This is a genomic window from Pseudoalteromonas sp. TB64 (assembly GCF_000498095.1).
Classification (GTDB): domain Bacteria; phylum Pseudomonadota; class Gammaproteobacteria; order Enterobacterales; family Alteromonadaceae; genus Pseudoalteromonas.
In genome coordinates this window covers 1-24,976 of the sequence record NZ_AUTQ01000145.1, presented here as the reverse complement: position 1 = coordinate 24,976, position 24,976 = coordinate 1, and the positions used below count along the sequence as shown (strand labels likewise).

19 protein-coding genes, 1 rRNA gene and 1 pseudogene are annotated in these 24,976 nt (G+C 39.3%); 7 read left to right on the top strand and 14 right to left on the bottom strand.

Annotation, left to right across the window (positions count from 1 at the left end):
• Positions 1 to 11: 11 nt before the first annotated feature.
• The 3 genes from L647_RS0111640 to L647_RS0111630 all read right to left on the bottom strand — a co-directional run bounded on the left by L647_RS0111640 (position 12) and on the right by L647_RS0111630 (position 2,996).
• On the bottom strand, positions 12 to 1,205 hold the full coding sequence (locus L647_RS0111640) for a glycine C-acetyltransferase (RefSeq protein ID WP_024611251.1): 1,194 nt from the start codon (positions 1,203 to 1,205) through the stop codon (positions 12 to 14).
• Between the two features lie 169 nt (positions 1,206 to 1,374).
• The gene (gmhB, locus tag L647_RS0111635; RefSeq protein ID WP_024611250.1) at positions 1,375 to 1,938 is read right to left on the bottom strand and encodes a D-glycero-beta-D-manno-heptose 1,7-bisphosphate 7-phosphatase; all 564 of its coding nucleotides are present in this window, start codon (positions 1,936 to 1,938) and stop codon (positions 1,375 to 1,377) included.
• Positions 1,938 to 2,996, bottom strand: a complete 1,059-nt coding sequence (locus L647_RS0111630; protein WP_024611249.1) for a glycosyltransferase family 9 protein — start codon at positions 2,994 to 2,996, stop codon at positions 1,938 to 1,940. The genes gmhB and L647_RS0111630 overlap by 1 nt, the downstream gene beginning before the upstream one ends.
• 122 nt (positions 2,997 to 3,118) lie before the next feature.
• Here L647_RS0111630 and L647_RS0111625 point away from each other — a divergent pair, with 122 nt between their 5' ends.
• Positions 3,119 to 3,847 (top strand): 3-deoxy-D-manno-octulosonic acid kinase, encoded by a 729-nt coding sequence (locus L647_RS0111625; RefSeq protein WP_024611248.1) that lies wholly within the window; start codon positions 3,119 to 3,121, stop codon positions 3,845 to 3,847.
• 7 nt (positions 3,848 to 3,854) lie between these two features.
• Here L647_RS0111625 and L647_RS0111620 read toward each other — a convergent pair whose 3' ends face one another.
• Both L647_RS0111620 and L647_RS0111615 read right to left on the bottom strand, forming a co-directional pair.
• Positions 3,855 to 4,937 carry a glycosyltransferase gene (locus L647_RS0111620; protein ID WP_024611247.1) on the bottom strand — a complete coding sequence of 361 codons (1,083 nt, stop codon included), beginning with the start codon at positions 4,935 to 4,937 and terminating at the stop codon, positions 3,855 to 3,857.
• Complete coding sequence (locus L647_RS0111615; RefSeq protein ID WP_024611246.1) at positions 4,934 to 6,007, bottom strand: hypothetical protein; 1,074 nt, start codon at positions 6,005 to 6,007, stop codon at positions 4,934 to 4,936. Before L647_RS0111615 ends, L647_RS0111620 begins: the two co-directional genes overlap by 4 nt.
• Positions 6,008 to 6,177: 170 nt before the next feature.
• Here L647_RS0111615 and L647_RS0111610 point away from each other — a divergent pair, with 170 nt between their 5' ends.
• Positions 6,178 to 7,725 (top strand): capsule assembly Wzi family protein, encoded by a 1,548-nt coding sequence (locus L647_RS0111610; RefSeq protein WP_024611245.1) that lies wholly within the window; start codon positions 6,178 to 6,180, stop codon positions 7,723 to 7,725.
• A 246-nt stretch (positions 7,726 to 7,971) separates the two neighbouring features.
• On the opposite strand, the gene hldE is transcribed toward L647_RS0111610, so the two are convergent.
• Entirely contained in the window at positions 7,972 to 9,411 is a 1,440-nt protein-coding gene (gene hldE, locus L647_RS0111605) for a bifunctional D-glycero-beta-D-manno-heptose-7-phosphate kinase/D-glycero-beta-D-manno-heptose 1-phosphate adenylyltransferase HldE (protein ID WP_024611244.1), read from the bottom strand.
• Entirely contained in the window at positions 9,411 to 10,001 is a 591-nt protein-coding gene (locus L647_RS0111600; protein WP_024611243.1) for an SIS domain-containing protein, read from the bottom strand. Before L647_RS0111600 ends, hldE begins: the two co-directional genes overlap by 1 nt.
• Before the next feature lie 182 nt (positions 10,002 to 10,183).
• On the opposite strand from L647_RS0111600, the gene waaA reads away from it, so the two are divergent.
• The gene (waaA, locus tag L647_RS0111595; RefSeq protein WP_024611242.1) at positions 10,184 to 11,497 is read left to right on the top strand and encodes a lipid IV(A) 3-deoxy-D-manno-octulosonic acid transferase; all 1,314 of its coding nucleotides are present in this window, start codon (positions 10,184 to 10,186) and stop codon (positions 11,495 to 11,497) included.
• Positions 11,494 to 12,042, top strand: coding sequence for a DUF1415 domain-containing protein (locus L647_RS0111590; RefSeq protein ID WP_024611241.1), 549 nt, complete (start codon positions 11,494 to 11,496; stop codon positions 12,040 to 12,042). Before waaA ends, L647_RS0111590 begins: the two co-directional genes overlap by 4 nt.
• A 72-nt stretch (positions 12,043 to 12,114) precedes the next feature.
• Here the strand turns inward: L647_RS0111590 and L647_RS0111580 are convergent, their stop codons facing one another.
• From L647_RS0111580 to purL, 4 genes and pseudogenes are all read right to left on the bottom strand, one after another.
• Positions 12,115 to 12,444 (bottom strand): YdbL family protein, encoded by a 330-nt coding sequence (locus L647_RS0111580; protein ID WP_007584701.1) that lies wholly within the window; start codon positions 12,442 to 12,444, stop codon positions 12,115 to 12,117.
• Positions 12,445 to 12,455: 11 nt separating this feature from the next.
• Positions 12,456 to 12,653: a YnbE family lipoprotein gene (locus L647_RS0111575; RefSeq protein ID WP_007584699.1), complete on the bottom strand. Its 198-nt coding sequence runs from the start codon at positions 12,651 to 12,653 to the stop codon at positions 12,456 to 12,458.
• A gap of 2 nt (positions 12,654 to 12,655) precedes the next feature.
• On the bottom strand, positions 12,656 to 15,124 hold the full coding sequence (locus L647_RS0111570) for a YdbH domain-containing protein (RefSeq protein ID WP_024611240.1): 2,469 nt from the start codon (positions 15,122 to 15,124) through the stop codon (positions 12,656 to 12,658).
• 121 nt (positions 15,125 to 15,245) lie between these two features.
• Positions 15,246 to 19,081 (bottom strand): annotated as a pseudogene (gene purL, locus L647_RS01000000124100) (phosphoribosylformylglycinamidine synthase).
• A gap of 211 nt (positions 19,082 to 19,292) precedes the next feature.
• Between purL and mltF the strand changes: the two are divergent.
• The gene (mltF, locus tag L647_RS0111560; RefSeq protein ID WP_024611239.1) at positions 19,293 to 20,813 is read left to right on the top strand and encodes a membrane-bound lytic murein transglycosylase MltF; all 1,521 of its coding nucleotides are present in this window, start codon (positions 19,293 to 19,295) and stop codon (positions 20,811 to 20,813) included.
• Positions 20,814 to 20,976: 163 nt separating this feature from the next.
• A complete protein-coding gene (locus tag L647_RS1000000126120) occupies positions 20,977 to 21,144 on the top strand; it encodes a hypothetical protein (protein ID WP_007584688.1) in 168 nt (55 codons plus the stop codon).
• A gap of 2 nt (positions 21,145 to 21,146) precedes the next feature.
• On the opposite strand, the gene tadA is transcribed toward L647_RS1000000126120, so the two are convergent.
• Positions 21,147 to 21,662, bottom strand: coding sequence for a tRNA adenosine(34) deaminase TadA (gene tadA / locus L647_RS0111550; protein WP_010554384.1), 516 nt, complete (start codon positions 21,660 to 21,662; stop codon positions 21,147 to 21,149).
• A 178-nt stretch (positions 21,663 to 21,840) separates the two neighbouring features.
• Between tadA and L647_RS0111545 the strand changes: the two genes are divergently transcribed.
• Entirely contained in the window at positions 21,841 to 23,145 is a 1,305-nt protein-coding gene (locus L647_RS0111545) for an inosine/guanosine kinase (protein WP_010554383.1), read from the top strand.
• A gap of 38 nt (positions 23,146 to 23,183) precedes the next feature.
• Here L647_RS0111545 and glsB read toward each other — a convergent pair whose 3' ends face one another.
• Together glsB and rrf are read right to left on the bottom strand one after the other, a co-directional pair.
• Positions 23,184 to 24,107, bottom strand: coding sequence for a glutaminase B (gene glsB / locus L647_RS0111540; RefSeq protein ID WP_024611238.1), 924 nt, complete (start codon positions 24,105 to 24,107; stop codon positions 23,184 to 23,186).
• Between the two features lie 609 nt (positions 24,108 to 24,716).
• Positions 24,717 to 24,831: ribosomal RNA gene (gene rrf, locus L647_RS0111535) — 5S ribosomal RNA — on the bottom strand.
• Positions 24,832 to 24,976 lie beyond the last annotated feature (145 nt).

The following is a 24,976-nucleotide window of genomic DNA, read 5'->3' as shown; positions in this document are numbered from 1 at the left end:
TTAAAATAAAATTAAATAACGCCCATTTCTTTACCAATGCGGGTAAATGCATCAATAGCAATATCAAGTTGCTCAATGCTATGCGCCGCTGAAATTTGTGTACGAATACGCGCTTGCCCTTTTGGTACTACAGGGAATGAAAAACCAGTTACGTAAATACCTTCAACAAGTAACTTATCAGCCATTAACGAGGCTACTTTTGCATCTCCCAGCATTACAGGGATGATTGCATGATCTTTACCTGCACACGTAAAACCAGCAGCTTCCATTTGCTCACGGAAATATTTAGCATTTGACCAAAGTTTAGCGCGAAGCTCGCCGCCACTTTCTAGCATTTCAAGTACTTTAATTGATGCAGTAACAATTGAAGGCGCTAATGAGTTTGAGAACAAGTATGGGCGCGAACGTTGGCGTAACCATTCAACAATTTCTTTTTTACCTGAAGTATAACCACCTGAAGCGCCGCCTAGCGCTTTGCCTAATGTGCCGGTGATAATATCTACACGGTCTAATACATTACAGTACTCAGGTGTACCTTTACCGTTTTCGCCAACAAAGCCAACTGCGTGAGAGTCATCAACCATTACAAGTGCATCGTATTTATCGGCTAGGTCACACACGGCTTCTAAATTACAAATAACGCCGTCCATAGAAAACACGCCATCAGTAGCTATTAGCTTAGTTTTAACGCCGGCTTCATCTGCGGCAATAAGTTGCTTTTCAAGATCAGCCATATCGTTATTTGCATAACGAAAACGCTTAGCTTTACATAAACGTACACCATCAATAATTGATGCATGGTTTAATGAATCAGAAATAATAGCGTCTTCTGCGCCTAAAATAGTTTCAAACAAACCGGTGTTTGCATCAAAACACGAAGAATATAGAATGGTATCTTCAGTTTCCAAAAACTCACTGATTTTTTTCTCTAGTGTTTTATGAATATCTTGCGTACCACAAATAAAACGAACAGACGCAACACCAAAACCATGATTATTTAAACCGTTTTGCGCAGCTTCAATTAGCTCTGGGCTATTAGCTAAACCTAAGTAGTTATTAGCACAAAAGTTGATTACTTTACCTGACGCAACTTCGATTTGAGCTTGCTGCTGAGATTTAATAATACGTTCGCTTTTATACAAACCTTCGGTTTTTACGTCTTCAATTTGCTGTTGTAGCTGGCTAAAAAAAGCAGATGCTCTCATCTGTGTTCTCCATTTATTTGAACGGGTAAACAACCACATTTAAGCGACTGTTTATTATGGGGGGTATTGTAAAAGTTTAATGGGGAAAATGCACGGTTTGCAGTTCGTCGCAAACGCCCTAAACTGGAAGGAATTCCTGCCAGTTTACAGGCTAATCTGTTTAGTTTATTTATGTCTTTAAAAGCGCAGGTAAACTGTTTATAGAATCGATAATTAAATCAGCCTCTTGCTTGGCACTTTCATCAAAGCTTTGACCTGAACGCACTAAAACGCGGGTAGTGATCCCTGCTTTTTTTGCAGCCTGCATATCACTGAGTTTATCGCCCACCATAATACTGCAAGCAGGGTCGATGTTATGCTCTTGTATGCCTTGCAATAACATACCTGGCGCAGGCTTTCTGCAACTGCACTCTTTCAAATATTCAGGGTGCGCTTTTTTAGGGTGATGAGGGCAAAAGTACACATCGGTAACTTCAATACTGTGCGCACTAAATTGGGCTTTCATCCAATCAGTTAGTGCTAAAAAATCAGCTTCGGTGTAATAACCTCGACCAATTCCAGATTGATTAGTGACGATTATGATTTTATAGCCCGCATCATAAAATGCTTTACAAGTGCTAAAAACACCTTCAATAAATTCAAATTTATCGCTTTGATACACATAACCATGGTCAACGTTTACCACGCCATCTCGATCTAAAAAAAGCGATTTATTTTTTTGTTGTACATTCATTACAAAGACTCTTTTTGTACAACATGGTTAAACATCGCTTTTACATCATCAACCGTAATTTGGCTCATTAAGTCATCGCCTTTTACGCGCGTACCCCACGGTACTTGCTTAGCTGTTTTACCTGTTTGCTTAAGCAAATTTTGATGATAAACCTCAACCACGTAATCTTGATATAAGTAAGGGCCTGTTCGTGCTGGGTTTGAATGTGCATATAAACCAATAACCGGCGTACCAACAGTTACCGCCATATGTGCAGGGCCTGTATCGGGCGCGAGCACTAAGCTGCCACGCTTTAACACGCACAACAATTCTTTGAGTTTCGTTTTGCCCACTAAATTTAAAATAGGTGTTTTGCTATGCTCTACAATGCTATTTGCTAGGTTAATTTCAAGCTCTGTTGGACCACCCGTCAATACCACCTTAAAGCCTTGCTCGCTTGCATAATCAGCCAATGCTGCATAACGTTCAGCTAACCAATTACGCTGTGCTTTACTTGCTGCTGGAGATATTACTAATAGTTTATTAGTTAGGTATTCTGGTGTTAATAGTTCATCGGCAACCGCTTGGTCTTGCTCTGTATATGGCATGTTCCAACTCGGTTTATAATCAGCTACACCGATGGCTTTTGCAAAACCTTTAAAGCCTTCAAGCACATGCGCCTGAGCTTCTGGGGCTATTCGTTTATTAATAAATAAGCTATGTAATTCTTTTGAACGCGCCCAATCGAAGCCTATTTTTACTTTTGCCGGAATACAACGCGCTACAAACCCAGCCCTTAGTGCAACTTGCATGTTAAGTAGTACATCAAACTGTTGACCTTTAAAGCGTTGCTTTAAGCTTTTAAGCGCTGCTTTGCCTTGTTTTTTATCAAATACCACCAGCTCAACACCCGGTAAATCGGCAAGTAGCATGGCTTCTATTTTGCCAATAACCCACGTAATTTTTGCATTAGGGTGTGCTTTTTGAATAGCTTGTACAGCACTCACACCATGACATACGTCACCAATGGCTGAGAGTCTTAATATACAAATAGATGAATAATTAGGAGCTTGAGTCACGCATTCCCTTAGGTATTAAATACAAAAGCCGATCTTAAATTATAATCACGCTATTGCAAGCACTTATCCTCAGCTTTAAAACGCGCTAATATAGGCACATTATTTAGCAATTACGCAGAGCTATGTTTAAACAACACGTGCAAGGCAACCACACTGTATTAAGCCACCCTAAATACACAAGCCAAATTACCCTCGATTGGTTTGATGCAAATTATTGGCAACAACAAAATAAAATTGTGGGCGCTAAAAAAGGTCGAGCAACTGCGTGGTTTTTTAAGCAAGACGAATTAACAGCCGTACTTAGGCATTATTGGCGCGGTGGCTTAGTGGGTAAATTGCTAAGCGATCAGTATTTATACCCTGGGCTTGAACAAACCCGTGTGTATAAAGAGTTTAGCTTAATGAGTAAACTTATAGAGCTTGGTTTAAACGTACCAACCCCTATTGCAGCTAAAGTAACTCGCAGCGGATTAATTTATCGTGGTGATATTATTACAGAAGCTGTTAAAGGCGCTAAAAGTGTACTCGACATATTAATTGAACGCTCATTGACTGAAGATGAGTTAGAGGGAATAGCTAAAACAATCGCGCTATTTCATTCAAAAGGTGTGTATCACGCCGATTTAAACATTAATAATATTTTATTTGATGATACTGGTGATGTGTATATTATCGACTTTGATAGAGGTGAAATAAGAGCGCCTAACCCACAATGGCAACAAAGTAATATGGCACGTCTTGAGCGCTCGTTTTTAAAAGAACAAGGTCGAAACGAGGTATTTAATTGGCAAGTGAGTGACTTTCAAACTCTACACAGTAACTACCTAAAAGCGCTCGCTAATATAAGTTAACTTAGACTTAGTTAGCCAATGCTAAATACTGCAGAGCAACCTGCTCTGCCTGTACTTGTTTTAAAATATCTGCGTTTTCTACATTTGGCTTATCTGCCAGCACCTGCTTAACAGCATTAGCTAATGCCTCACTTTGTTGAACGGGTACTAAGTATTTACTTAGCTCGCCTGTTAAAATCTCGCTTGGTCCAAATGTACAATTAGTGCTAACTACGGGGGTGCCCACAGCCAAAGCCTCAACAATTACATTCCCAAACCCTTCAAAATCAGAACTCAGCAATAATGCTTCAGCCTGCTTAATCCAGTTATAAGGGTTTTGTTGAAACCCTGGCACTACCAACTGTTTTTCTATGCCATATTGCTGTGCAAGCTTTAGCGCTTTTGCGGGTTTATTACATAAAAGGACTAACTTGTATTTTTTATCAAGCTTTGCAAATGCTGCAAATAATATATCGTGGCGTTTTTGTTTGGCGAGCCTTCCTACATGAATTAAGTAGGGCTCATTTGGGATATTGTTATTTTGCTCATTTGCTTGTTGGTTTATTTTTTCAAAATCGAACGGGTTATAAATAGTCGCAATTGCACTTGGGTTAATTAAATCCCCTTGTGTTATTTCTTTTTCAACACCCTTTGATACGCAAATAAGTGATTTACCATTTAAATTTTGCTTACTCTTTTTAAGATATAAGTATGAAAATGGACCTAACTTTTTTTGACGTGCAAGTTCTGCGTTAACGGAGTTATGAATAACAAAGTGAACATTTTTGATATTACTTTTTGAGAGTAAATTATTACTTCTATCAAGATTAGAAAGTACTAAATCAATATCACCTATCTCGCTCTGTTTTTTTTCAAACCACGCTTCTAGTTTCAATACACTATTTTTACGTTGCCAAAACCGATCAACTTTTGATGCTCTATGTGCGAATAAGCTCTCAACGTTAAGTACTTTAGGTATGCTGTATTCGATAGAGTTAGCAAGAGACAGAATGGTAACATTATGCTGCTGAGCGATTTTTTCAGCTAATGTCAGCATTACTTTTTCCGCCCCGCCACCCACTAACGAGTCAATCACAATAACAATGTTCACGAATGACTTCCAAGCAACATGCTTTTTACACCTTGAGTTATTACATCAAAACTGTGTACATTTTCAAGGTGGGTGTATTTATTTGTTAGATCATCATAAAAAGGTTTATTAATAATATACTCGACCTTACTCACAATAGAGTCAATATTAAGGTCAGCTTTGAGAACAACGCCTGTTTTTTCACAACTATTAAGGCGCTTATATTGATCCTTAGAAATAGCGCAAGCAACGGCAGGAGTATGGACTGCAATAGCTTGTAATAAAGTATCTCCAGCACTAAGTAATGCAACTTTAGCGTCACTCATTAACGCTAAAAACTCAGTGCTTTGTTGATTTGGTAAACAAATAAGTTCTTCTGTTTCTGGTATCGATTTATTATAATTTGAACCAAATACAACAACACCTTTTAAGCCTGTAAGCTTAGTTATTTCAAGCGCAGCTTTAAAATAAGTATCTGCGCAATTTTGTCCGTTTATAACATGCCCACCAGAGCCCGCATTCACAATAAAATAGCAACCCGCTTTTAGCTTGTATTTATTTAATAATTGCTGCCTTTGATCGGCTGTAGAGAAAGCGATAAAAGGGCCCACATTGTAAGGGCGTGCTAAAGTAAAAATATCTAATTTAGTATTTTCTATCCAACTAAGCGGCTCAATACAGTAATCAGGTTGCACAACCCAGTGGGTATCTATTAATTTAATCCGATTAAGCTTTAACCCTTTTGCACGCTTTTTAGCATGTTGAGAAATAAAAACTACTTTAGCACCTATTTTTTTTGCCGCTTTCATGTGTCCAGCTCGTCCAGCACAATCAAAAATAACTACATGCGGTTTGAACGCTTCAATTACGTCACACACGCCATCTAATTCTTTAGTAGCTGAATGATTAAGAAGTGTTGTTTCAAAGGGGCAACTGTCGGCATAAGCGGTGTGCTTATTTAAAATAAAGTGTATATCTAATGGTTCTGACAATGTCGTTTTTAAACTTTGAGCTAACAACAACGATCGCATATATTCACCAATCCCTTCTGGCGATGATACTGGGATAAATAAAAGTCGTTTATTGCTCATTACATTCTCAATTTCCTATTTGAGCTCCAGTATATCAATCGCATACTTATTGCGATAGCCGGGTTACATTTTTTATACTATAAATTAACGCCCTAAATTTGAAAATTTACTGCAATAACATACTTAGGTTGCTAAACTTAGCCGTAATCTTAATCACAAGGATCTGAACTTTGCGAAACAGAATTTTTCTTCTATCTTCTATCTTTTGCGCGATAAGCGTATCAGCTAATGCTGAGCCATGGGTAAAACCTGATGACTACGGTCTAAGAGCCGATATTCAACAGCTAGCTGATGCGGGTGTTATTTTAGCACCCGTTACAACTTATCCTTTAATGTGGAAGAGCTTTATGGGTGATGTAGATAGCACATCACTTGAGCAACTTTCGCCTAGCTTGCAAGATGCATTACTGCGTGTAAAACATCGTTATAAATCTGAAAATAGTAGTTCGCATAATGTTCAACTTTCAGCTTTTGCTGCAACAGATCCGATTATAGCCACCAGCTTTGGTGCTACTAATACACAAGAGTCAGAACTTTCAGCTGCATATGCTTATTTAGGTGATAATTTTGCTGCCAAAATAGCTGTTAACTATAGAGACGACGGAAAAAAATGTTTAGTTGAAGGTAAAACCGCTGACGATATAATTACTGATGAGCAAGCTTTAACCGATTGTAACGACACCTCATTTGACGACAGCTACTTAGCTTACCGATTAGGTAATTGGATTTTTAGAGCCGGTGCTGTTGAGCAATTTTGGGGACCAGGGGTTGATAACAGTTTAATTATGTCAGGTAACGCTAAACCTTTACCTGCACTAAGTGTAACCAGAGAGCAAAGCACTGCTTTTGAAACACCGTGGTTAAGTTGGATTGGTCAATGGGGTTTTACAGCGCAAATGGCTAAACTTGAATCGACACGCGTTATTCCTGATGCATTACTGTGGAGCACTCGTGTTAATTTTCGTCCCATTCAACAGTTAGAAGTTGCACTTAGTTGGTCTGCACAATGGGCAGGAGACGGACAACCGGGATCTGCTGGCGATTTTATTGATGTAATTACAGGGCAAACACAATGTGCTGATGGCAGCGAAAGCTGTGATAGCGCATTAGACACTAAAATTGGTAACCAGTTAGCGGGAATTGACATTCGTTGGTCAGATACGCTTTTCAACCAACCTTATGCTTTATACGCAAGTACTATTGGCGAAGATGCAAGCTCACAGTTTAAACCTGCCGATAGAGCCTACTTATTTGGCGTACAAACAACGCAGCGTATGTACAACCAAAACCTATTAATAAATTTAGAGTACACAGATACAGGCGTTTCGTGCAACCCTGAATCTACTGATGAAAACTGTTATTACGAACATTCTGATTATAAATCAGGTTATCGCTATCACGGTCGTACTATTGGTTCAACATACGATAACGATGCGCAATCTGTCGTTTTAACATTATTAGGTCAGCTATCAAGCGGTGATGATTGGCAAGTTAAACTACGCAGTGTTGATTACAATAGCGATAATCGCGATCTTTACCCTAACAATCCAGATTTAGGAAATTCGATCACTAAAACAGGATTTAACTCTAAACAGTTAGAACTTCGTTATAGACTAATTACAATGGGTGGACGTTTGACGTTAGGTGCATTTGCATCAAATAATGATGACGTAGATAACGACACATCTGCATTTGCTAAGTACGAATATAACTTTTAATAAGTTACTTTATTAAAAATAAAAAGGGATGAAAACAGTGTTTTCATCCCTTTTTTGTATTTTTTAAGCAAACTAAATAATACCAACCTGCTTATATATGGGGTCTATTTAACGCTAAGAAAATCACGCTAGAACTAGGCAAAAATTTTTGTATCTAGTTGTTCTAAATAAAAAATTTTTAACGACGTTGTAGTGCAATTTAATTCGTTAAATTGATCAAAGATTTATGCAGGTTGGTATAAGTAATTACTGTTTAATTTTACTAATTACTTTTGATGTTGAGCACCCATCTAAAAATTCAAGCACTTCAACTTTTCCACCATGGCGAAGTACATGCTCAGCACCCGCTATTTTCTCTACGGTGTAGTCGCCACCCTTAACTAAAATATCAGGGCTTATTTGCTCAATTAATTTAGCGGGAGTATCGTTTTCATCTAGACTACCAAACGGAATAACCCAATCAACTGATGAAAGTGCGCTAAGTACCATTGCACGCTCATCTAGTGGGTTAATAGGACGATCTGCCCCCTTTAAGCGCGTAATAGATTCATCGTTATTTAATCCAACAACGAGTCTATCGCCTCGGGCTTTAGCTTGTGCTAAATAACGCACATGCCCAGCATGTAAGATATCAAAGCAGCCATTAGTAAATACAATTGTTTCGCCGTTTTGTTTTGCAAATTCAATATGCTGAAGTACATCATCAAATGGTGTTTGGTAATGCTCACCATTAGTATGTAAATACTGACCAAGCTTACGACTTAACTCTTCTGGTGAGACCGTTGCTGCACCAAATTTACTAACCGCTATACCTGCCGCTAAATTAGCAATTTCGACAGCATCTTTAGGTTCCATGCCCGCACCAAGCATAACCGCGAGTGTAGCTATAACAGTATCACCGGCCCCAGTTACATCGCTTACTTCAAGCTCTTGTGCTGCAAAATCAAACTTTTCATCTGCATTAATTAGCGACATACCTTGCTCAGAACGCGTAAGCAACATAGCTTTAATACCATTTTTGCTAATTAAATCACGCGCACTTGCTGCTAAAGCTTCTTCTGAATCGGTTTGACCACCTGCTAACTTAAACTCATGTAAATTAGGCGTAATGTAATCAGCACCTTCATATAAATGTAAATCTGGCGATTTAGGGTCGATTAAAACTGTTTTACCCGCACTTTTAGCAAGACTTATCATCTCTTTAATTAAGCTTAAAGATCCTTTGCTGTAATCAGAAAACACAATAAAGTCGTATTCATCAAGTACCAACTCTAAGCGGTTTAATAAAAGCTGGCTGTGTTGCTCAGTAAACGTTTCTTCTAAATCAAGACGAACGAGTTGTTGATGACGACTAATAACGCGCATTTTTGAAATAGTCGGCAAATCACACACACTGACTAGCTGTGAGCTAATATTTTCACCTTTTAGAATTGTTTCTAAAATTTGTCCGCTTTCATCTTCACCAATTAAACCGAGCAAGCCGACTTTTGCATCTAAACGCGCTATGTTTTTTGCAACGTTAGCTGCACCGCCCGCTTTGTCTTCAAATTTACTTACTTTAACAACGGGTACTGGCGCTTCTGGCGAAATACGCCCTGTATCGCCATACCAATAACGGTCTAGCATTACGTCGCCAACAACCAATATTCGTGCCGCTGATAAGTTTTTTAATAACGATAAATCCATTACTGCTGCTCCGCAACAACCATATCCATGGCTTCACATAACCAGTGACCTATAAACATGTGAGCTTCTTGAATACGTGCTGTTTCGTCATTTTTTATAATGATAGGTAACTTAGCAATATCTTTCACTTTACCGCCATCACGCCCAGTTAATGCCACGGTAAAAGCGCCTAATTTATTTGCAGCTTCTAATGCTAAATTAATATTATTGCTTGTGCCTGACGTAGTTAAACCAATTACTAAGTCTTCTGGTTTACATAGCGCTTGAACTTGACGTTCAAACACCGTATCAAAATGATAATCGTTGCTGTGTGCTGTTAAAATTGATGTATCTGTAGTCAATGCCATAGAGGCAAGCGGACCACGTTCTAATTTATAGCGCACTACAAATTCTGCTGCTAAATGCTGAGCATCTGCTGCACTACCACCGTTACCAAACCAAACAATCTTGCCACCAGCTTGTAATGCACTGTGACACGCTTCTAACAGTTGCATAGATTCTTGATGATAAGCTTCCATCGTTTCAAATAATGCTTGATGACGGTTTAATGTTTCAACGTAGCTAGCTGCCACTGAATCGATAATTGACATGAAAAATTCCTCTAGGAACTGAAATAGCAGGGAAAAATTAAATCCATTATTCCATAATTTTATTTAATTGTGTGCATTTTATCGGGTTATAACTGAACCCAGACCATATTTTATTGTGAGTATGTTTAGAAAACGGCTATTTCACGGTAAACTAACGCCACTTCCCTTTAAGAAAGATCAGTATGGCACGCATTTTTTACTCTCTAGCATTAATTTTTATTAGCCCACTGATTGTATTTTATCTCTATATTTTACGAGGTAAAAAAAACCAAGGCTATCGTGCACACTTTAAAGAGCGCTTTGGGTTTGTCAGTAAGTCTTTATTTACGACTAAAACCAAACCTTTAGTTTTTCATTGTGCTTCTGTTGGTGAGGTACTTGCCGCAACGCCGCTTATTAAAGCTCTTCAAAAAGCGCATCCAAATTTAAATATACTTATAACCTGTAATACCCCAACAGGCAGAGAGCAAATACTTAACCAGTTTAAAAATACTGTGGCGTGTAGCTACTTACCAATTGATTTTCCGTTTGCGACAGCCCGATTTTTAAACCGTATTAAGCCACAAGCATTATGTATTTTAGAAACCGAGCTATGGCCAAATTTAATGGCGATAAGTCACAAAAAAAATATACCGGTACTTGTTATCAATGCAAGACTCTCTAAAAAGTCGCAGCAAGGCTATCAAAAGGTCGCTAAATTAACGCATATTATTATGCGCTCAATTACAGTACTTGCGAGTCATAACAAGGCAGATGCGGAGCGTTTTATAGAGCTTGGTCTCGAAACCTCAAAAAGCTATGTAACAGGCTCTATAAAATTTGATATAACACCAAGCGACGAGCAATTAGCCAAAGTACTCAACCTTAAACAGCTTTATAGTATTAATAAAAATAGTAGTAATGAACACATCAATAACGAATGCTTTGTATGGGCATCAGGCTCAACACATCCTGTTGAGCATGAGCTGGTGCTTTCAGCCCATCAAGAGTTACTAAAAAAGCAACCCGATGCATTACTTATAATTGCCCCGCGTCATCCAGAGCAATTTGATAAAGTAGCTGAGCTTTTAACACAAAGCCCACTTAGTTTTAGCCGCCGCAGCCAAAATAACTATAGCAATGAGCAAGTCCTCCTTGCTGACACGCTCGGTGAACTGCAGTGTTTGTACGGCGCAGCAAATGTGAGCTTTATTGGCGGCAGCTTAATCCGCAGAGGTGGGCACAACCCACTGGAATCAGCGGCGTTTTCGGTAGGTGTAATAACGGGTCCACACACATATAATTTTGATCATGTTTATCCCGAGTTAATAAAGCTTAAAGGCGCTGTAGTGGTTGATAACAAAGACGAACTTGCAAAACAGCTTATAACGTTTAGCCAAAATACAAAAGCATGCCAAACCTTAGGTATTAAAGCTGCGCAATGCGTTGCTAAAAACCAAGGTGCTATACAAAAAACACTTACCATTATTAACCAATATTTAGAGCCAAAACCGTGACCAACATAGCTATAAGCCAAACCCGCGAATGGGTGTCATCTGTTATCGTTAAATATAACTTTTGCCCGTTTGCTCGCAAAGAAGTAGAAAATAACTGTATTCATTACATAGTAAGCCCAGCAACAAGTACGGATGATGCTGTAATGGATATGCTTGAGCAATGTGTTGAGCTTGACCGCGAACCAGAGCGCGAAACAACCCTTATCATGTTTGACAACGGCTTTAGTGATTTTGAAGACTTTTTAGACTTGGTCGATTTAGCTAATGCGCTTTTAGTCGCGCAGGGGTTTGAAGGCAAGTATCAAATTGCTAACTTTCACCCAGATTACGTATTTGCCGATAGCGATGAAACCGATGCAGCAAACTACACAAATAGAGCGCCTTTTCCTACCCTGCATTTAATCCGCGAAGCAAGTATGAGCGAAGCGCTTGATAGTTATAACGAACCTGAATCTATTCCAGAGCATAATATAAACCTAGCAAGGCGTAAGGGTATTGATTTTTGGCAGCAGTTACTTGAAGGCTGTAAAAAACCGAGCGCTTAAATGCTCGGTTTTATTTTGGTTTGTACAAAACTTTGTGCAAAACTTTTTACAAAACAAGGCAATAACTTAAGCTTATTTTTTAACCCAGTTGCCATTTACTTCAACGTAATGACCACTTTGGGTTTTTTCAATTGTTTTAGCGGCAGCAAGTGCTTCTACTTGTGAAAGTGACAAGTTATTCTTTTTAGCCAGCTTTAAGTACTGCGCTTTACGCTTTGCATTTATGTCATCAACAACTGCTTTTGCTTCTGCGTTTTGTACAACGAGCCCTAAATAACCAGAGCTATCTTCACCTACAAAACCTTGGTTTTTAGCGTCATCAAGGCTAATAGCCCACGCAGAGAACGACATACATACTGCACTAACTAACGTAATAATATTTAATTTTTTCTTCGTATTCATGTTTTAGCTCCTTAAAATAACTCACTGTCGTCACTAAACAAACTGTCGAGTTCTTTATCTACTTTTACGCGAATTTCGTGATCGACCTTCACATTTAAATTAATAGTAATGGGCTCTTTAGCAGACACCTCAACTCGGTGCGTACAGGCACTTAGTGCACTAATAGCACCTAGCGCGAGCAGTACTTTTATCAATAACGACTGTCTCATTATTAGTTTCCTTTTTGTGAGTATTGTTGCTCAACTTTCTGTGTAATTTCGTCACTTAAACGCAGTGCGCGTAAAAGTGTAAATACGTTTTCTTCGTGGCTATAATTAAAGTTAACTTGCTGCTGCTCTTGTTTATTATAGCCTTGTAAATTAACCCCAAGCTTTAACCAGCCATCGTTTTTTAATGCCACACTGCTATTAAGTTTTTGAATATCTAAATTAGTTAATAGTCCTAATACAGGTTGCAATTCTTGCTGTTGCTGCATTACTGAATCAAACGCGGCATTATTGGTGATTTTTAAATTACCTGTTCCTTGGCTAAATAAACTACCGTCAATTATTTCAATTTTTCCACTATCAAAATGGACAGGTAAAGACCCCGCCAAGCGCCCCGTTAATACAATGCCCGACTTATCGTCGAGTGTAACGAGTTTACTTGCATCAATGTTTTCAAACTTAACATTGGCAACTTGGTTTGGCTTCCCTATTGTGTAGGTATCTAACGAAAATTCGCCACCAAACACACTTCCTTTTACATCATTTATAAGCGCGGTATTGTTATTAACTTGCCATTGACCTTCAATCGCTTTAACTACGGCACCCGCTCTAAACTCATTTAAATTAAAGGTAGTTGGTTTTACATTAAGCTTACCTGAATTATATTCCCCGCTAAATCTACTGCTTAAATCACTCGCAAGGTAATCGCTATACAGTGCACTTGTATGACTAATCCCCATATTGAACGATGCATTTTGTAAGTTTACATCGCCACTAATATAGCCATTAAATTCGCCCTCTGTTAGTTGTGCAAGTGGCTCAAATTGCCTAATAAGCGCATTTAACAGCAGCGTACTTTGTTCAGGAATAATGACTTCAAACGGATGAGCTTGCGACGACATATGATGATTTACAACTAACTCAACATCGTTTATAAATGCGTGATGCGTGGCTTTTAGTGCACGGCTTTGCAAGCCCGTAGACTCTACTTTTATATTATTAAGTTTTATGTCGGGGCTATTAACAGCCTTTATATTCGTTTTTGCTGTTAGATCAGCAAATAACTCACCTACGCCTAAATTAGCATTTGCTGTTAATGTGTTACTTATATCTGTGACTTTAAATTCTTTATATTCTGCGCTTTTTAACTGCTGAGTTAACGCTACCTCTGCGTTTAACTGTTTATCCATTTTTGCTGTTAAATCACCTTGGTATTGCACTGCACTTATATCAAACGCATCTACACTATTAAGCGTTAATTTAGCATTTATAAGCCCAATTGGTTTTGAGTCTATAAACTCACTTATATTAAAGTGACCACTAAGGCTAAGCCCATTCGCTGTTGCAGGTGCAAACTCAGGCAAGTCTTCAAGCATAACGGCGTAATCGCCTTTAATAACAGCGCCAGATAACTGAGCATTAACGCTAATATTATTTATATCGGGTGTATTTATTTGAGCTGATAAATTTGTCTGTAAGTACTCAAGTGGAGATGTAATATTTAGTGTTGTATCTGTTATTAAAATATCAAATAGCTTATCGCCTTCACTCACCAAATTTATTACAGGTACACTGAGCTCACTACCCTCTAAGCGAATAGATTGAGGGAGTTTAAGTTGCCAATTTAAAGGAACTTGTTTGCTAACAAAGCCTGCGTATTCACTCGGTGGAATTAACTCAGTACAGCTTGGTGTTAGATTAATTTTGTTATTAAGCAAATCGGTATTAAACATTAACACTTGGCTATTTAAATTAAAACGAGTCGCCAACTTGCCCGTGGTTAATACGTTAATCTGGCACTGCTGATTTGTATGAGAAAATTCATACGTGTGAGCAAACTGGGAGCTAATATCACCATTTAATTCAAGTTCTATACCATCAAAGCTAAATGCTTGCTGAGTATTAAAGTTAGCATCTGCAATTAATGTATTTTTAGTGTTTATAACGTGCTTTAAAAAAGTGTCATTAATTAAAAACTGACCACTTACTTTATTAACAGCCAAAGTTGCACTCGCGTTGATATCACCAGTGACATTAAACTGATTTAGTGTGGGTTCCAATATACTTATTTTAAGTGGCTTATTGAGCTCGTCACTTTTTACTACAAGCTGTTTAATGCTGATTAATGGGCGATTTAAGGGAAGCGCTAAATCGAGATTTTTAGCAAGTTGATTAGCATTATCACTTTTAGGGAGTGAATTAACCGTTAGCACTGCATTTTTAATATCTATACGCTTTGTATTTGCAGTAATACCAGTGAGTTGTAACTGTTGATTTTGGTAATTTACACACACTTTATCAGCATGAATATTTAGTTCAGACGTAATTGAAAAATCGAGACAACTTAACGTAATGCCTGCTTTTTTAAGCTCAGGCGCTATAGCCCACTGTAATAAAGGTAAACGAAATACATAACCAAGCAGCAAGGTACTTAGCAATACAGCCCCAACAATTAAACCAACTCGCTTAAACATACTATCCTTAAATGCTTTGTGCTTTTAGCTAAAACTATACTAATCAAAAAAGGCTGCACAATGCAGCCTTTTTTATTTTACAGTAAGATTATGAATCTAACTTGTATAAACGCAAATGTAATTAACCTACGTTTTTACGTGCGTTACGGAACATACGCATCCACGGGCTATCCTCGATCCACTCATCAGGATGCCAAGAGTTGGCAACGCTTCTGAATACACGTTCTGGATGCGGCATCATTACAGTGGCGCGACCATCAGTTGACGTAATACCTGTAATACCTTCTGGAGAACCATTAGGGTTAGCTGGGTACTGCGTAGTAGGGTTACCGTAGTTATCTACAAACTTAACCGCTACAGTGCCGCTACTAAGCGCCGCTTTAGTGGCTGNGAGCCAGCCATTCCATTAAAGAACACAGACGGATTCTCTTGTATTTCTACTAAACTAAAGCGTGCTTCAAAACGCTCTGATTTATTAGTTACAAAGCGCGGCCAATGTTCAGTGCCAGGGATCAACTCTTTTAACGTTGATAACATTTGGCAACCGTTACATACACCTAAACTAAAGGTATCTTCACGATGGAAGAAGTTTTGGAACTGATCGCGTGCCATGTCGTTAAACAAAATAGACTTAGCCCAACCTTCACCCGCACCAAGTACGTCACCGTATGAGAAACCACCACATGCCACTAAACCTTTAAATTGCTCTAGTGTTAAACGACCTTCTAAAATGTCACTCATGTGTACATCAACGGCTGCAAAACCTGCGCGATTAAACGCTNCCGCCATTTCTAAATGAGAGTTAACACCCTGCTCACGTAAAATAGCCATTTGCGGTTTAGCACCGGTTGCAATGTATGGTGCAGCTATATCTTCGTTTAAATCAAAGTTTAGTTTTACGTTTAAGCCTGGATCTTTTGCATCAAATTTAGCATCAAACTCTTGCTTAGCACATTCAGGGTTATCACGGCGTGCTTGCATTTGATACGTTGTTTCAGCCCAAATAGTACGAAGCTCAGTACGCGTATGATTAAGTACCGTATTTTCGCCACGGTTAAATATAATCGTATCGTCACTGTTAAGCGTGCCAATGTTGTGGCTAATTGCTGCTATACCATGTTGTTCAAACACCGCATTTACTGCATCTAAATCAGCATTTGCTACTTGGATTACGGCACCTAGCTCTTCGTTATAAAGCGCTTCAATGTCTGAACCTGTTAAACCAGCTAAATCAACCGTTACACCGGTATGACCCGTAAACGCCATTTCAGCAACCGTGGTAAATAAACCACCGTCTGAGCGGTCATGATAAGCAAGTAACTTACTATCAGCCACAAGCGCTTGCATTGCGTTATAAAAGCCTTTTAATAACTCAGGGCTATCAACGTCAGGTGTTACATCACCTAATTGCTTATAAACTTGCGCAAGGCTTGATGCGCCCATGCGGTTTTTACCCGCACCTAAATCAACTAATATAAGCGATGTATCGCCTTTATCTGTGCGCAGTTGTGGAGTGACTGTTTTACGCACGTCGTCAACACGACCAAACGCAGTTATAACCAGTGAAAGCGGCGACGTTACTGACTTCTCTTGTGAGTCACCTTCATCTTTCCATGTCGTTTTCATCGACATAGAATCTTTACCCACTGGAATCGTTAAACCAAGCGCAGGACAAAGCTCTTCGCCTACGGCTTTAACAGCTTCGTATAAACCAGCATCTTCACCTGGGTGACCCGCTGCTGCCATCCAGTTTGCCGATAACTTAATGTTTTCAAGGCTACCGATGTTTGCACAGGCAATATTAGTTAACGACTCAGCTACAGCTAAACGAGCAGATGCACCGTAATTAAGTAATGCTGCAGGAGTACGCTCACCAAGTGACATAGCTTCACCGTGGTAAGTATCATACGTTGCCGCAGTTACTGCACAGTTAGCAACAGGTACTTGCCAAGGACCGACCATTTGATCGCGCGCTACTAAACCCGTAACTGAGCGATCGCCGATTGTTATTAGGAATGTTTTTTCTGCAATGGCTGGTAAACGCATTAAGCGCTGCGCTGCATCTGCTGCATTTATTAATGTAGTATCAAGCGCTTTACCAACAACGTGCTTTGACGTTACATCGCGATGCATTTTAGGTGCTTTACCTAATAATACGTCCAGCGGTAAATCAACAGGGTTATTTTCAAAATGACTGTCTGACACTGTTAAGTGAGGTTCAGCGGTTGCTTCACCAATAACAGCGTACTGGGCACGTTCACGCTTACAAATTGCTTCAAAGCGATCAAAATCCTCTACGCCAACAGCAAGTACATAGCGTTCTTGTGATTCATTACACCAAATTTCGTGTGGTGCCATACCTGGCTCATCGTTAGGAATGCTACGTAATTGGAACTTACCACCACGTCCGCCATCGTTAACAAGCTCAGGAAACGCATTTGATAAACCGCCAGCACCTACATCGTGGATGAATGCAATTGGGTTTTCGTCACCTAGCTGCCAACATTTATCGATAACTTCTTGGCAACGACGTTCCATTTCTGGGTTTTCGCGTTGTACTGAAGCAAAATCTAAATCTTCGTTTGATTGACCTGAGGCCATGCTTGATGCAGCACCACCGCCTAAACCAATGTTCATTGCAGGTCCACCTAGCGCAATTAATTTAGCGCCAACAGGAATATCGCCTTTTTGAACATGATCAGAGCGAATATTACCTAAACCACCGGCAAGCATAATTGGTTTATGGTAACCACGTACTTCTTCGCCATTATGGCTTGTGACTTTTTCTTCGTAAGTACGGAAGTAGCCTAATAAGTTAGGACGACCAAACTCATTATTAAATGCAGCCCCACCTAGTGGACCCTCTGTCATTATATCAAGCGCGTTAACAATACGACTCGGCTTACCAAAATCGCTTTCCCATGGTTGCTCGTAACCTGGAATACGTAAGTTTGATACAGTAAAGCCAACTAAACCTGCTTTTGGCTTAGAGCCACGACCAGTTGCGCCTTCATCGCGAATCTCACCACCAGAGCCTGTAGCCGCACCAGAGAATGGCGCAATAGCTGTTGGGTGGTTATGAGTTTCAACTTTCATTAGTATTTCAATGTCTTCTTGATGATACGCATATTCACCTTGCGCGTTTGGGAAGAAGCGACCCGCTTTTGAGCCTTTCATTACTGCCGCGTTATCTTTATACGCGGACAATACATTTTCAGGATTTAACTCAAACGTATTTTTAATCATTTTAAACAGCGATTTTGGCTGCTCTTTTCCATCGATCGTCCAGTCAGCATTAAATATTTTATGGCGACAATGCTCTGAGTTTGCTTGTGCAAACATAAACAATTCGATGTCGTTAGGGTTACGTCCTAACTTTATAAAGTTTTCTACCAAGTAATCTATTTCGTCATCAGCAAGGGCAAAACCTTGCTCAATATTGGCTATTGCTAATGCTTCGCGTCCGCCACCTAAAATATCAACAGACGACATTTGGCGCGGTGCATCACTGCGAAAAAGTTGTGCAGCATCTTCAAGCTCGCTATGCGTGGCTTCGGTCATACGGTCGTGCAATAACGCAATTACTTGTGCAAGTTGTTCTGCGTTTAAGTCACCTTCAACATAATAAGCAATACCGCGTTCAACACGATGAACCTGTTTTAAACCACAGTTATGGGCAATATCGGTTGCTTTAGATGCCCAAGGCGAAATAGTGCCTGGACGAGGCGTAACTAATACAAGAGTACCGGCAGGAGTGTGCTCAGTAATGGTAGGGCCGTATGTTAATAGCTTTTCAAGCTTGGTTTGCTCGGCGCTACTTAATGGCGACGTTAAGTCGGCAAAGTGAGCATACTCGGCGTATACGTTAGTGACTGGAAGTTGCGATTGTTGGCAACGCGCTAAAATTTTATTAACTCTGAACTCTGAAAGTGCTGGTGCACCACGAAGGATCAACATAGATAATTTCACCCGGGGTTAGGGATTGAACGATATTTTAGGGCAACATTATAGTCTAAGTAGCATTGAGATTTAACTCAAAATTACGCTTTTCATAAAATTAACTTTTCAGCTTTATTTATAGCCGCTTTTAGTTAATAAAATAAAAGGTAAAGTGACGTAGTGGCTAAGTTTTGCTATAACGGGGTTTAATGGGTTAAAGAGGCAAACAATGTTGAAAGAAAAGCTAATAATAATCATTACTTTAGTTATGCTGTTATGTGCATGTGATATGCAAGAACAGCCAACTCAACTCGCCCAAATAAAAGAACACAATAAAATACGTGTAGGTACCCTTGCAAGCGCTAGTAATTATTATCAAGCAGTGCAAGGCGAGCAAGGTTTTGAATATGAACTTTCGCAAGCTTTTGCCGATTATTTAGGTGTAGAGCTTGAAATAGTCCCATTTTTTAATTTATCTGATATGTTTGAACGCCTTGAAAGCGGTGATTTAGATTTAATTGCCTCAGGACTTACCTATAATAAAACCCGTGCAGAGCAATACCGTTACGGACCGACTTACAGAACAATCAGCCAAAAATTAGTTTATAAACAAGGTCGTGTTCGTCCTCGAGAATTTGACGACTTAGATGGCAACTTTACTGTTATAGCTAAAAGTAGCCACTCGCTTACTCTACAAAAAATGAAGAAAAACAATCCAGATCTTACCTGGACAGAAAGCGAAGAATTTGACGAAGAAGAGCTTTTACAAGCCGTTATCGATGGTGAGATAGATTATACACTTGCTGATACGCATACATTATCGCTGTTTCGCCGTTACCACCCAAATTTAAGTATTGGTTTTTCAGTTAGCCATAACGACCCGATTGCATGGATACTTAATAAATCTAAAGACGACTCTTTATATGCGTTGTTGGTGCCATTTTTTGGTGACGTTAAGCAAAGTAACCAGCTCTATGTACTTGAAGAAAAATACTTCGGTCACGTGCGCCAATTTAACTATGTAAATACCCTAGCCTATATAGAAGCAATTAAAGAAACCTTACCAACATACCAGCCATGGTTTGAACAATATGCAGGTAGCCTTGACTGGCGATTATTAGCGGCACTAAGCTATCAAGAATCTATGTGGAATCCTCGCGCTAAATCACCAACAGGTGTGCGCGGCATCATGATGCTAACTCGCAGTACAGCCAAACAAGTAGGTGTTACTAACCGGTTAGAACCGGAGCAAAACATTCGTGGTGGCGCTAAATACTTAAGCAAGCTTATTAAACGTATTCCTGACCGTATCCCGCAACCCGACCGCACATGGCTTGCTTTGGCCGGATACAATGTAGGTTGGGGGCATGTTAACGACGCACGTATAATTACCGAACAGCAAGGCGCAAGTCCTGACAAATGGGCTGATGTAAAAAAACGCCTACCGCTATTAATTAAAAAGCGCTATTACCGTAAAACTCGCTACGGTTATGCCCGAGGCGATGTAGCTGTTAAATATGTCGATAATATTCGTCGCTATTACGATGCACTTGTTTGGCTAGATGAAAATGATGCTATTGCTGCAGAGCCTGAGCCAGAACCAATTACAGAGTTGAGCACTGATACTGAGCTAAAGCTAAACGAAAAAAGTGAAGTGAAAAGTGAAGTAAAAAGTAAGGCAGATGAAGCTCAAACAGAAAAACAACAACCTATAATCGAACCCGAACAGTCGAGTGAAAACAATGGCTAAGATTAATATAAGTACCCGTTTATTGAGTATGTCAGTAAGCAAAATTTAAGTAAATTAAATATCTGTTTACTTGTCACCAAATGATCACTAATGTGTGTTAATTGTATATCATTATTTTATAAGATATACCCGTGCCTTTCTCACTCTTGCATTAGGAGAAAACATGCTAAAACGTAGACGCACACAAAGATTAAAACGCAATGTCATTTATTCAACGGCCACACGTCGTCGTGTTATGTTGCGAAAACTACACAAAAAAATCATCTGGCGTCGCCGAATGTTTGCTATGCAGCAAATGGCTGAATCAGAAATAGAGCCAATCGCTAGTTAGCTTTAGTTAGGCTTATTTATTTGATCATCACGAGCAGCTTTCTTAGCTGCTTTAATTTGCGCTCTTCTACGTTTAAAAAAATTCGAAATAGTATCCCCGCACTGCTGTGCCAAAACACCACCGCACACCTCAACTTGATGATTTAACTTAGGCTCTTGTAATAAATTCATAATTGAACCCGCAGACCCTGTTTTAGCATCGACTGCTCCAAATACTAAACGCTTTATTCTACTATGCACTAACAATCCCGCACACATAGAACATGGCTCTAACGTTACGTATAGGGTGCAATCAATTAAGCGGTAATTGTTAAGGACTTTTCCAGCTTCTCGCACTGCAATCATTTCGGCATGGGCAGATGGGTCATTATCCGTTATTGAGCGGTTATACCCGACTGAAACTAGCTGGTTATCTTTGACTACAATTGCTCCAACCGGAATTTCATCAAGCAGCTCTGCTTGCTTTGCATACAAAAGCGCTTGTTCCATCCAGTAGGAATCATCAAATGGTTCGTTCATTATTTCTACTTAAATAACCTTTTATGCTGTAATTATACCTAGTTAGCACTCTAAAGTGCGCCATTCATTACTTTATTCCAAAAATAAAACAATATTTACCCGTTTGTAATGGCTCACTCGTGCTGATTTACGCTATAATCTCACGCTTTTTTTATTTAGCTCACAACACGGGTAGCAAATGAAATTTCCTGGACGCCGCAGGCATAAACATTATTTTCCAGTGGAAGCCAAAGATCCACTTACCAATCAACTTAACGCAACAGAGCGATTACAACGTAGTTATATTACGGGTATCGATCAGATCGTTGTTGATATAGAGGCAAAAGTTGATCAAGCTTTCCTTGACGAATTTCAACTACGTAGAGGGATGTCGCAAGTTATTGATAGCGATACAACAAACGCCTTATACGATCGTTTAAAATTAAACAATATGGTTGATTTTGAGTTTGCCGGTGGAACCATTGGTAACACTATGCACAACTACTCTGTACTTGCAGATGATCGCTCAGTTTTATTGGGCGTAATGAGCGAAAATATAAAAATAGGTAGCTACGCTTACCGTTTTTTATGTAATACCTCAAGCCGTGTAGACTTAAACTACCTTCAACCAGTTGATGGGCCTGTAGGCCGTTGTTTTACATTAATTGATGAAACCGGTGAGCGTACTTTTGCAATAAGTGCAGGCCTAATGAATCACTTACGTCCTGAATCTATCGATAAAGACCTTATTGAGAATTCATCAGCTTTAGTGATTAGTGCCTATCTTATGCGTACTCAAGGTAGCGAAACAATGACTGAAGCCACTATGCAAGCGGTAAAATACGCTAATGACGCAGGTGTGCCAGTTGTGCTTACACTCGGTACTAAGTTCTTAATTGAACAAGACCCTACTTGGTGGGCAAACTTTGTTGAAAAGCATGTTGATATTCTTGCTATGAACGAAGAAGAAGGTTTAGCTATTACAGGTTTTGAAGATCCTCTTCTAGCTGCTGATAAAGCACTTGATTGGGTAGACTTAGTTATTTGTACCGCTGGCGAAAAAGGCTTATTTATGGCCGGCTACGTAGACGAAAGCTTAAAGCGTGAAACCGAATACCCGTTACTACCAGGCGCCATACCTGATTTTAACCGTTACGAATTCTCACGAGCTATGCGTAAAGATGAGTGTGATGAACCTATCAGAGCATATAGTCATACGGCCCCATTTATGGGTGGACCTGATTCAATAAAAAACACCAATGGTGCAGGTGACTGCGCACTTGCGGCTGTACTACATGATTTGTCAGCGAATGTTTACCATAAGCTTAATGTAGCAAACTCAGCTAAACATCAGCAACAAGCTATTACTTACTCGTCACTATCGCAAATTAGTAAATATGCTAACCGAGCTAGCTATGAAGTATTAGTTCAGCACTCTCCGCGTTTATCTCGCGGTTTACCTGAGCGTGAAGATTGCCTAGAACAGGTTTATTGGGAACAATAATTAATAGTTGGGAGCAATTTTTTGCTCCCATCAGTTAACTAGAAAATAGAAATATCGAGTTTTTTAGATAGCAGCTCTAATGCTGCTATTCCTGCAACGGAGTTCCCAAACGAATTAAGTCCTGGAGAATAAACAGCTACCGTAAACTTATTTGGTAATACGGCTAAAATAGTTCCTGACACTCCCGACTTACCAGGCATACCAACTCTATAACCAAAATCACCTGCTGCATCATATAGACCACTCGTGAATAAAAGCGAATTAAGCTGCTTATTCTGACGACTACTTAAAACACGATTGCCTGATCGATTATCAACACCTTTATTAGCTAAAAAATTATAAGCTTTAGCCAACTCAATACAATTAAGTTCAATAGAGCAAAAGTTAAAGTAAGCCCACAAAACATCATCAACTTCATTTTCAAAATTACCAAACGATTTCATTAAATGCGCCATAGCAGCATTACGATGCCTGAACTCATATTCTGAATTGGCAACTTTCTTATCGATAATAATCCCTCTATTACCAGCTAATAGCCTGAAGGTTTCGAGCATTGAATGCATTGGAGCAGATAAACGGCTGTATAACGCATCGCACGTTACAATAGCGCCGGCATTAATAAAAGGGTTACGGGGAATGCCCTTTTCAAACTCAAGCTGTGTAAGCGAATTAAATGCAGTACCTGAGGGTTCCTTACCAACTCTATGCCACAGCTCATCACCGTAACGTTGTAGTGCCATTGTAAGTGTCATTACTTTAGAGACAGATTGAATAGTAAAACGCTGCGTACAATCACCAGCACAAATTGTTTCACCATTTGTAGTATATATAGCAATTGAAAACTGCTCAGGATCAACCTCAGCGAGAGCTGGAATATAATCAGCTACTTTTCCTTGCGATAGCAAAGGTGCTACTTCTTGAGTTACCTCATTCAATACACGTTGATAATCCGCAGTAGGCAATCTAAACCTCTATATCGTCATTCATAAAAATTGGATTTTAACACGCGCGATTAAGTGCACCTAGTTTTGTTGTCGAATTTAACGGTGAGATTTTACTAAATTTAAATAGAAAAAAACGTCACATTACTGCAGCGAGTTTCTTTTAATTGAATTCGGATAATGTCGTAGTGCCCACAGCCGTGGAGAGCCGCATAGTAAATGCGACACTATTATTAATCGTGTCGTCTCTTAGTGTGCAAAGTTTTACTAATTTCAAAAAGCAAAAAACCCGTTACATTACTGTAACGGGTTTCTCTTAATTAAATCCTGGTAATGTCGTAGTGCCCACAGCGGTGGAGAGTCACATAGCAAATGCGACACTATTATTATCGTGTGGTTTCTTAGTGTGCAGAGTTTTATTAATTTCAAAAAGCAAAAAACCCGTTACATTGCTGTAACGGGTTTCTCTTAATTAAATCCTGGCAATGTCGTAGTGCCCACAGCGGTGGAGAGTCACATAGTAAATGCTACACTATTATTAATCGTGTCGTCTCTTAGTGTGCAGAGTTTTACTAATTTCAAAAAGCAAAAAACCCGTTACATCGCTGTAACGGGTTTCTCTTAATTAAATCCTGGTAATGTCCTACTTTCACATAGCAAATGCTACACTATCATCGGCGCTGTTTCGTTTCACTACTGAGTTCGGCATGGAATCAGGTGGGTCCAAAACGCTATTGTCACCAAGAAAATTCTTTTCAATTTTCTTATTTTTAATTATTAAGATTAAAGTCCTTCGACTGAATTTGAAGCCTGGTAATGTCCTACTTTCACATAGCAAATGCTACACTATCATCGGCGCTGTTTCGTTTCACTACTGAGTTCGGCATGGA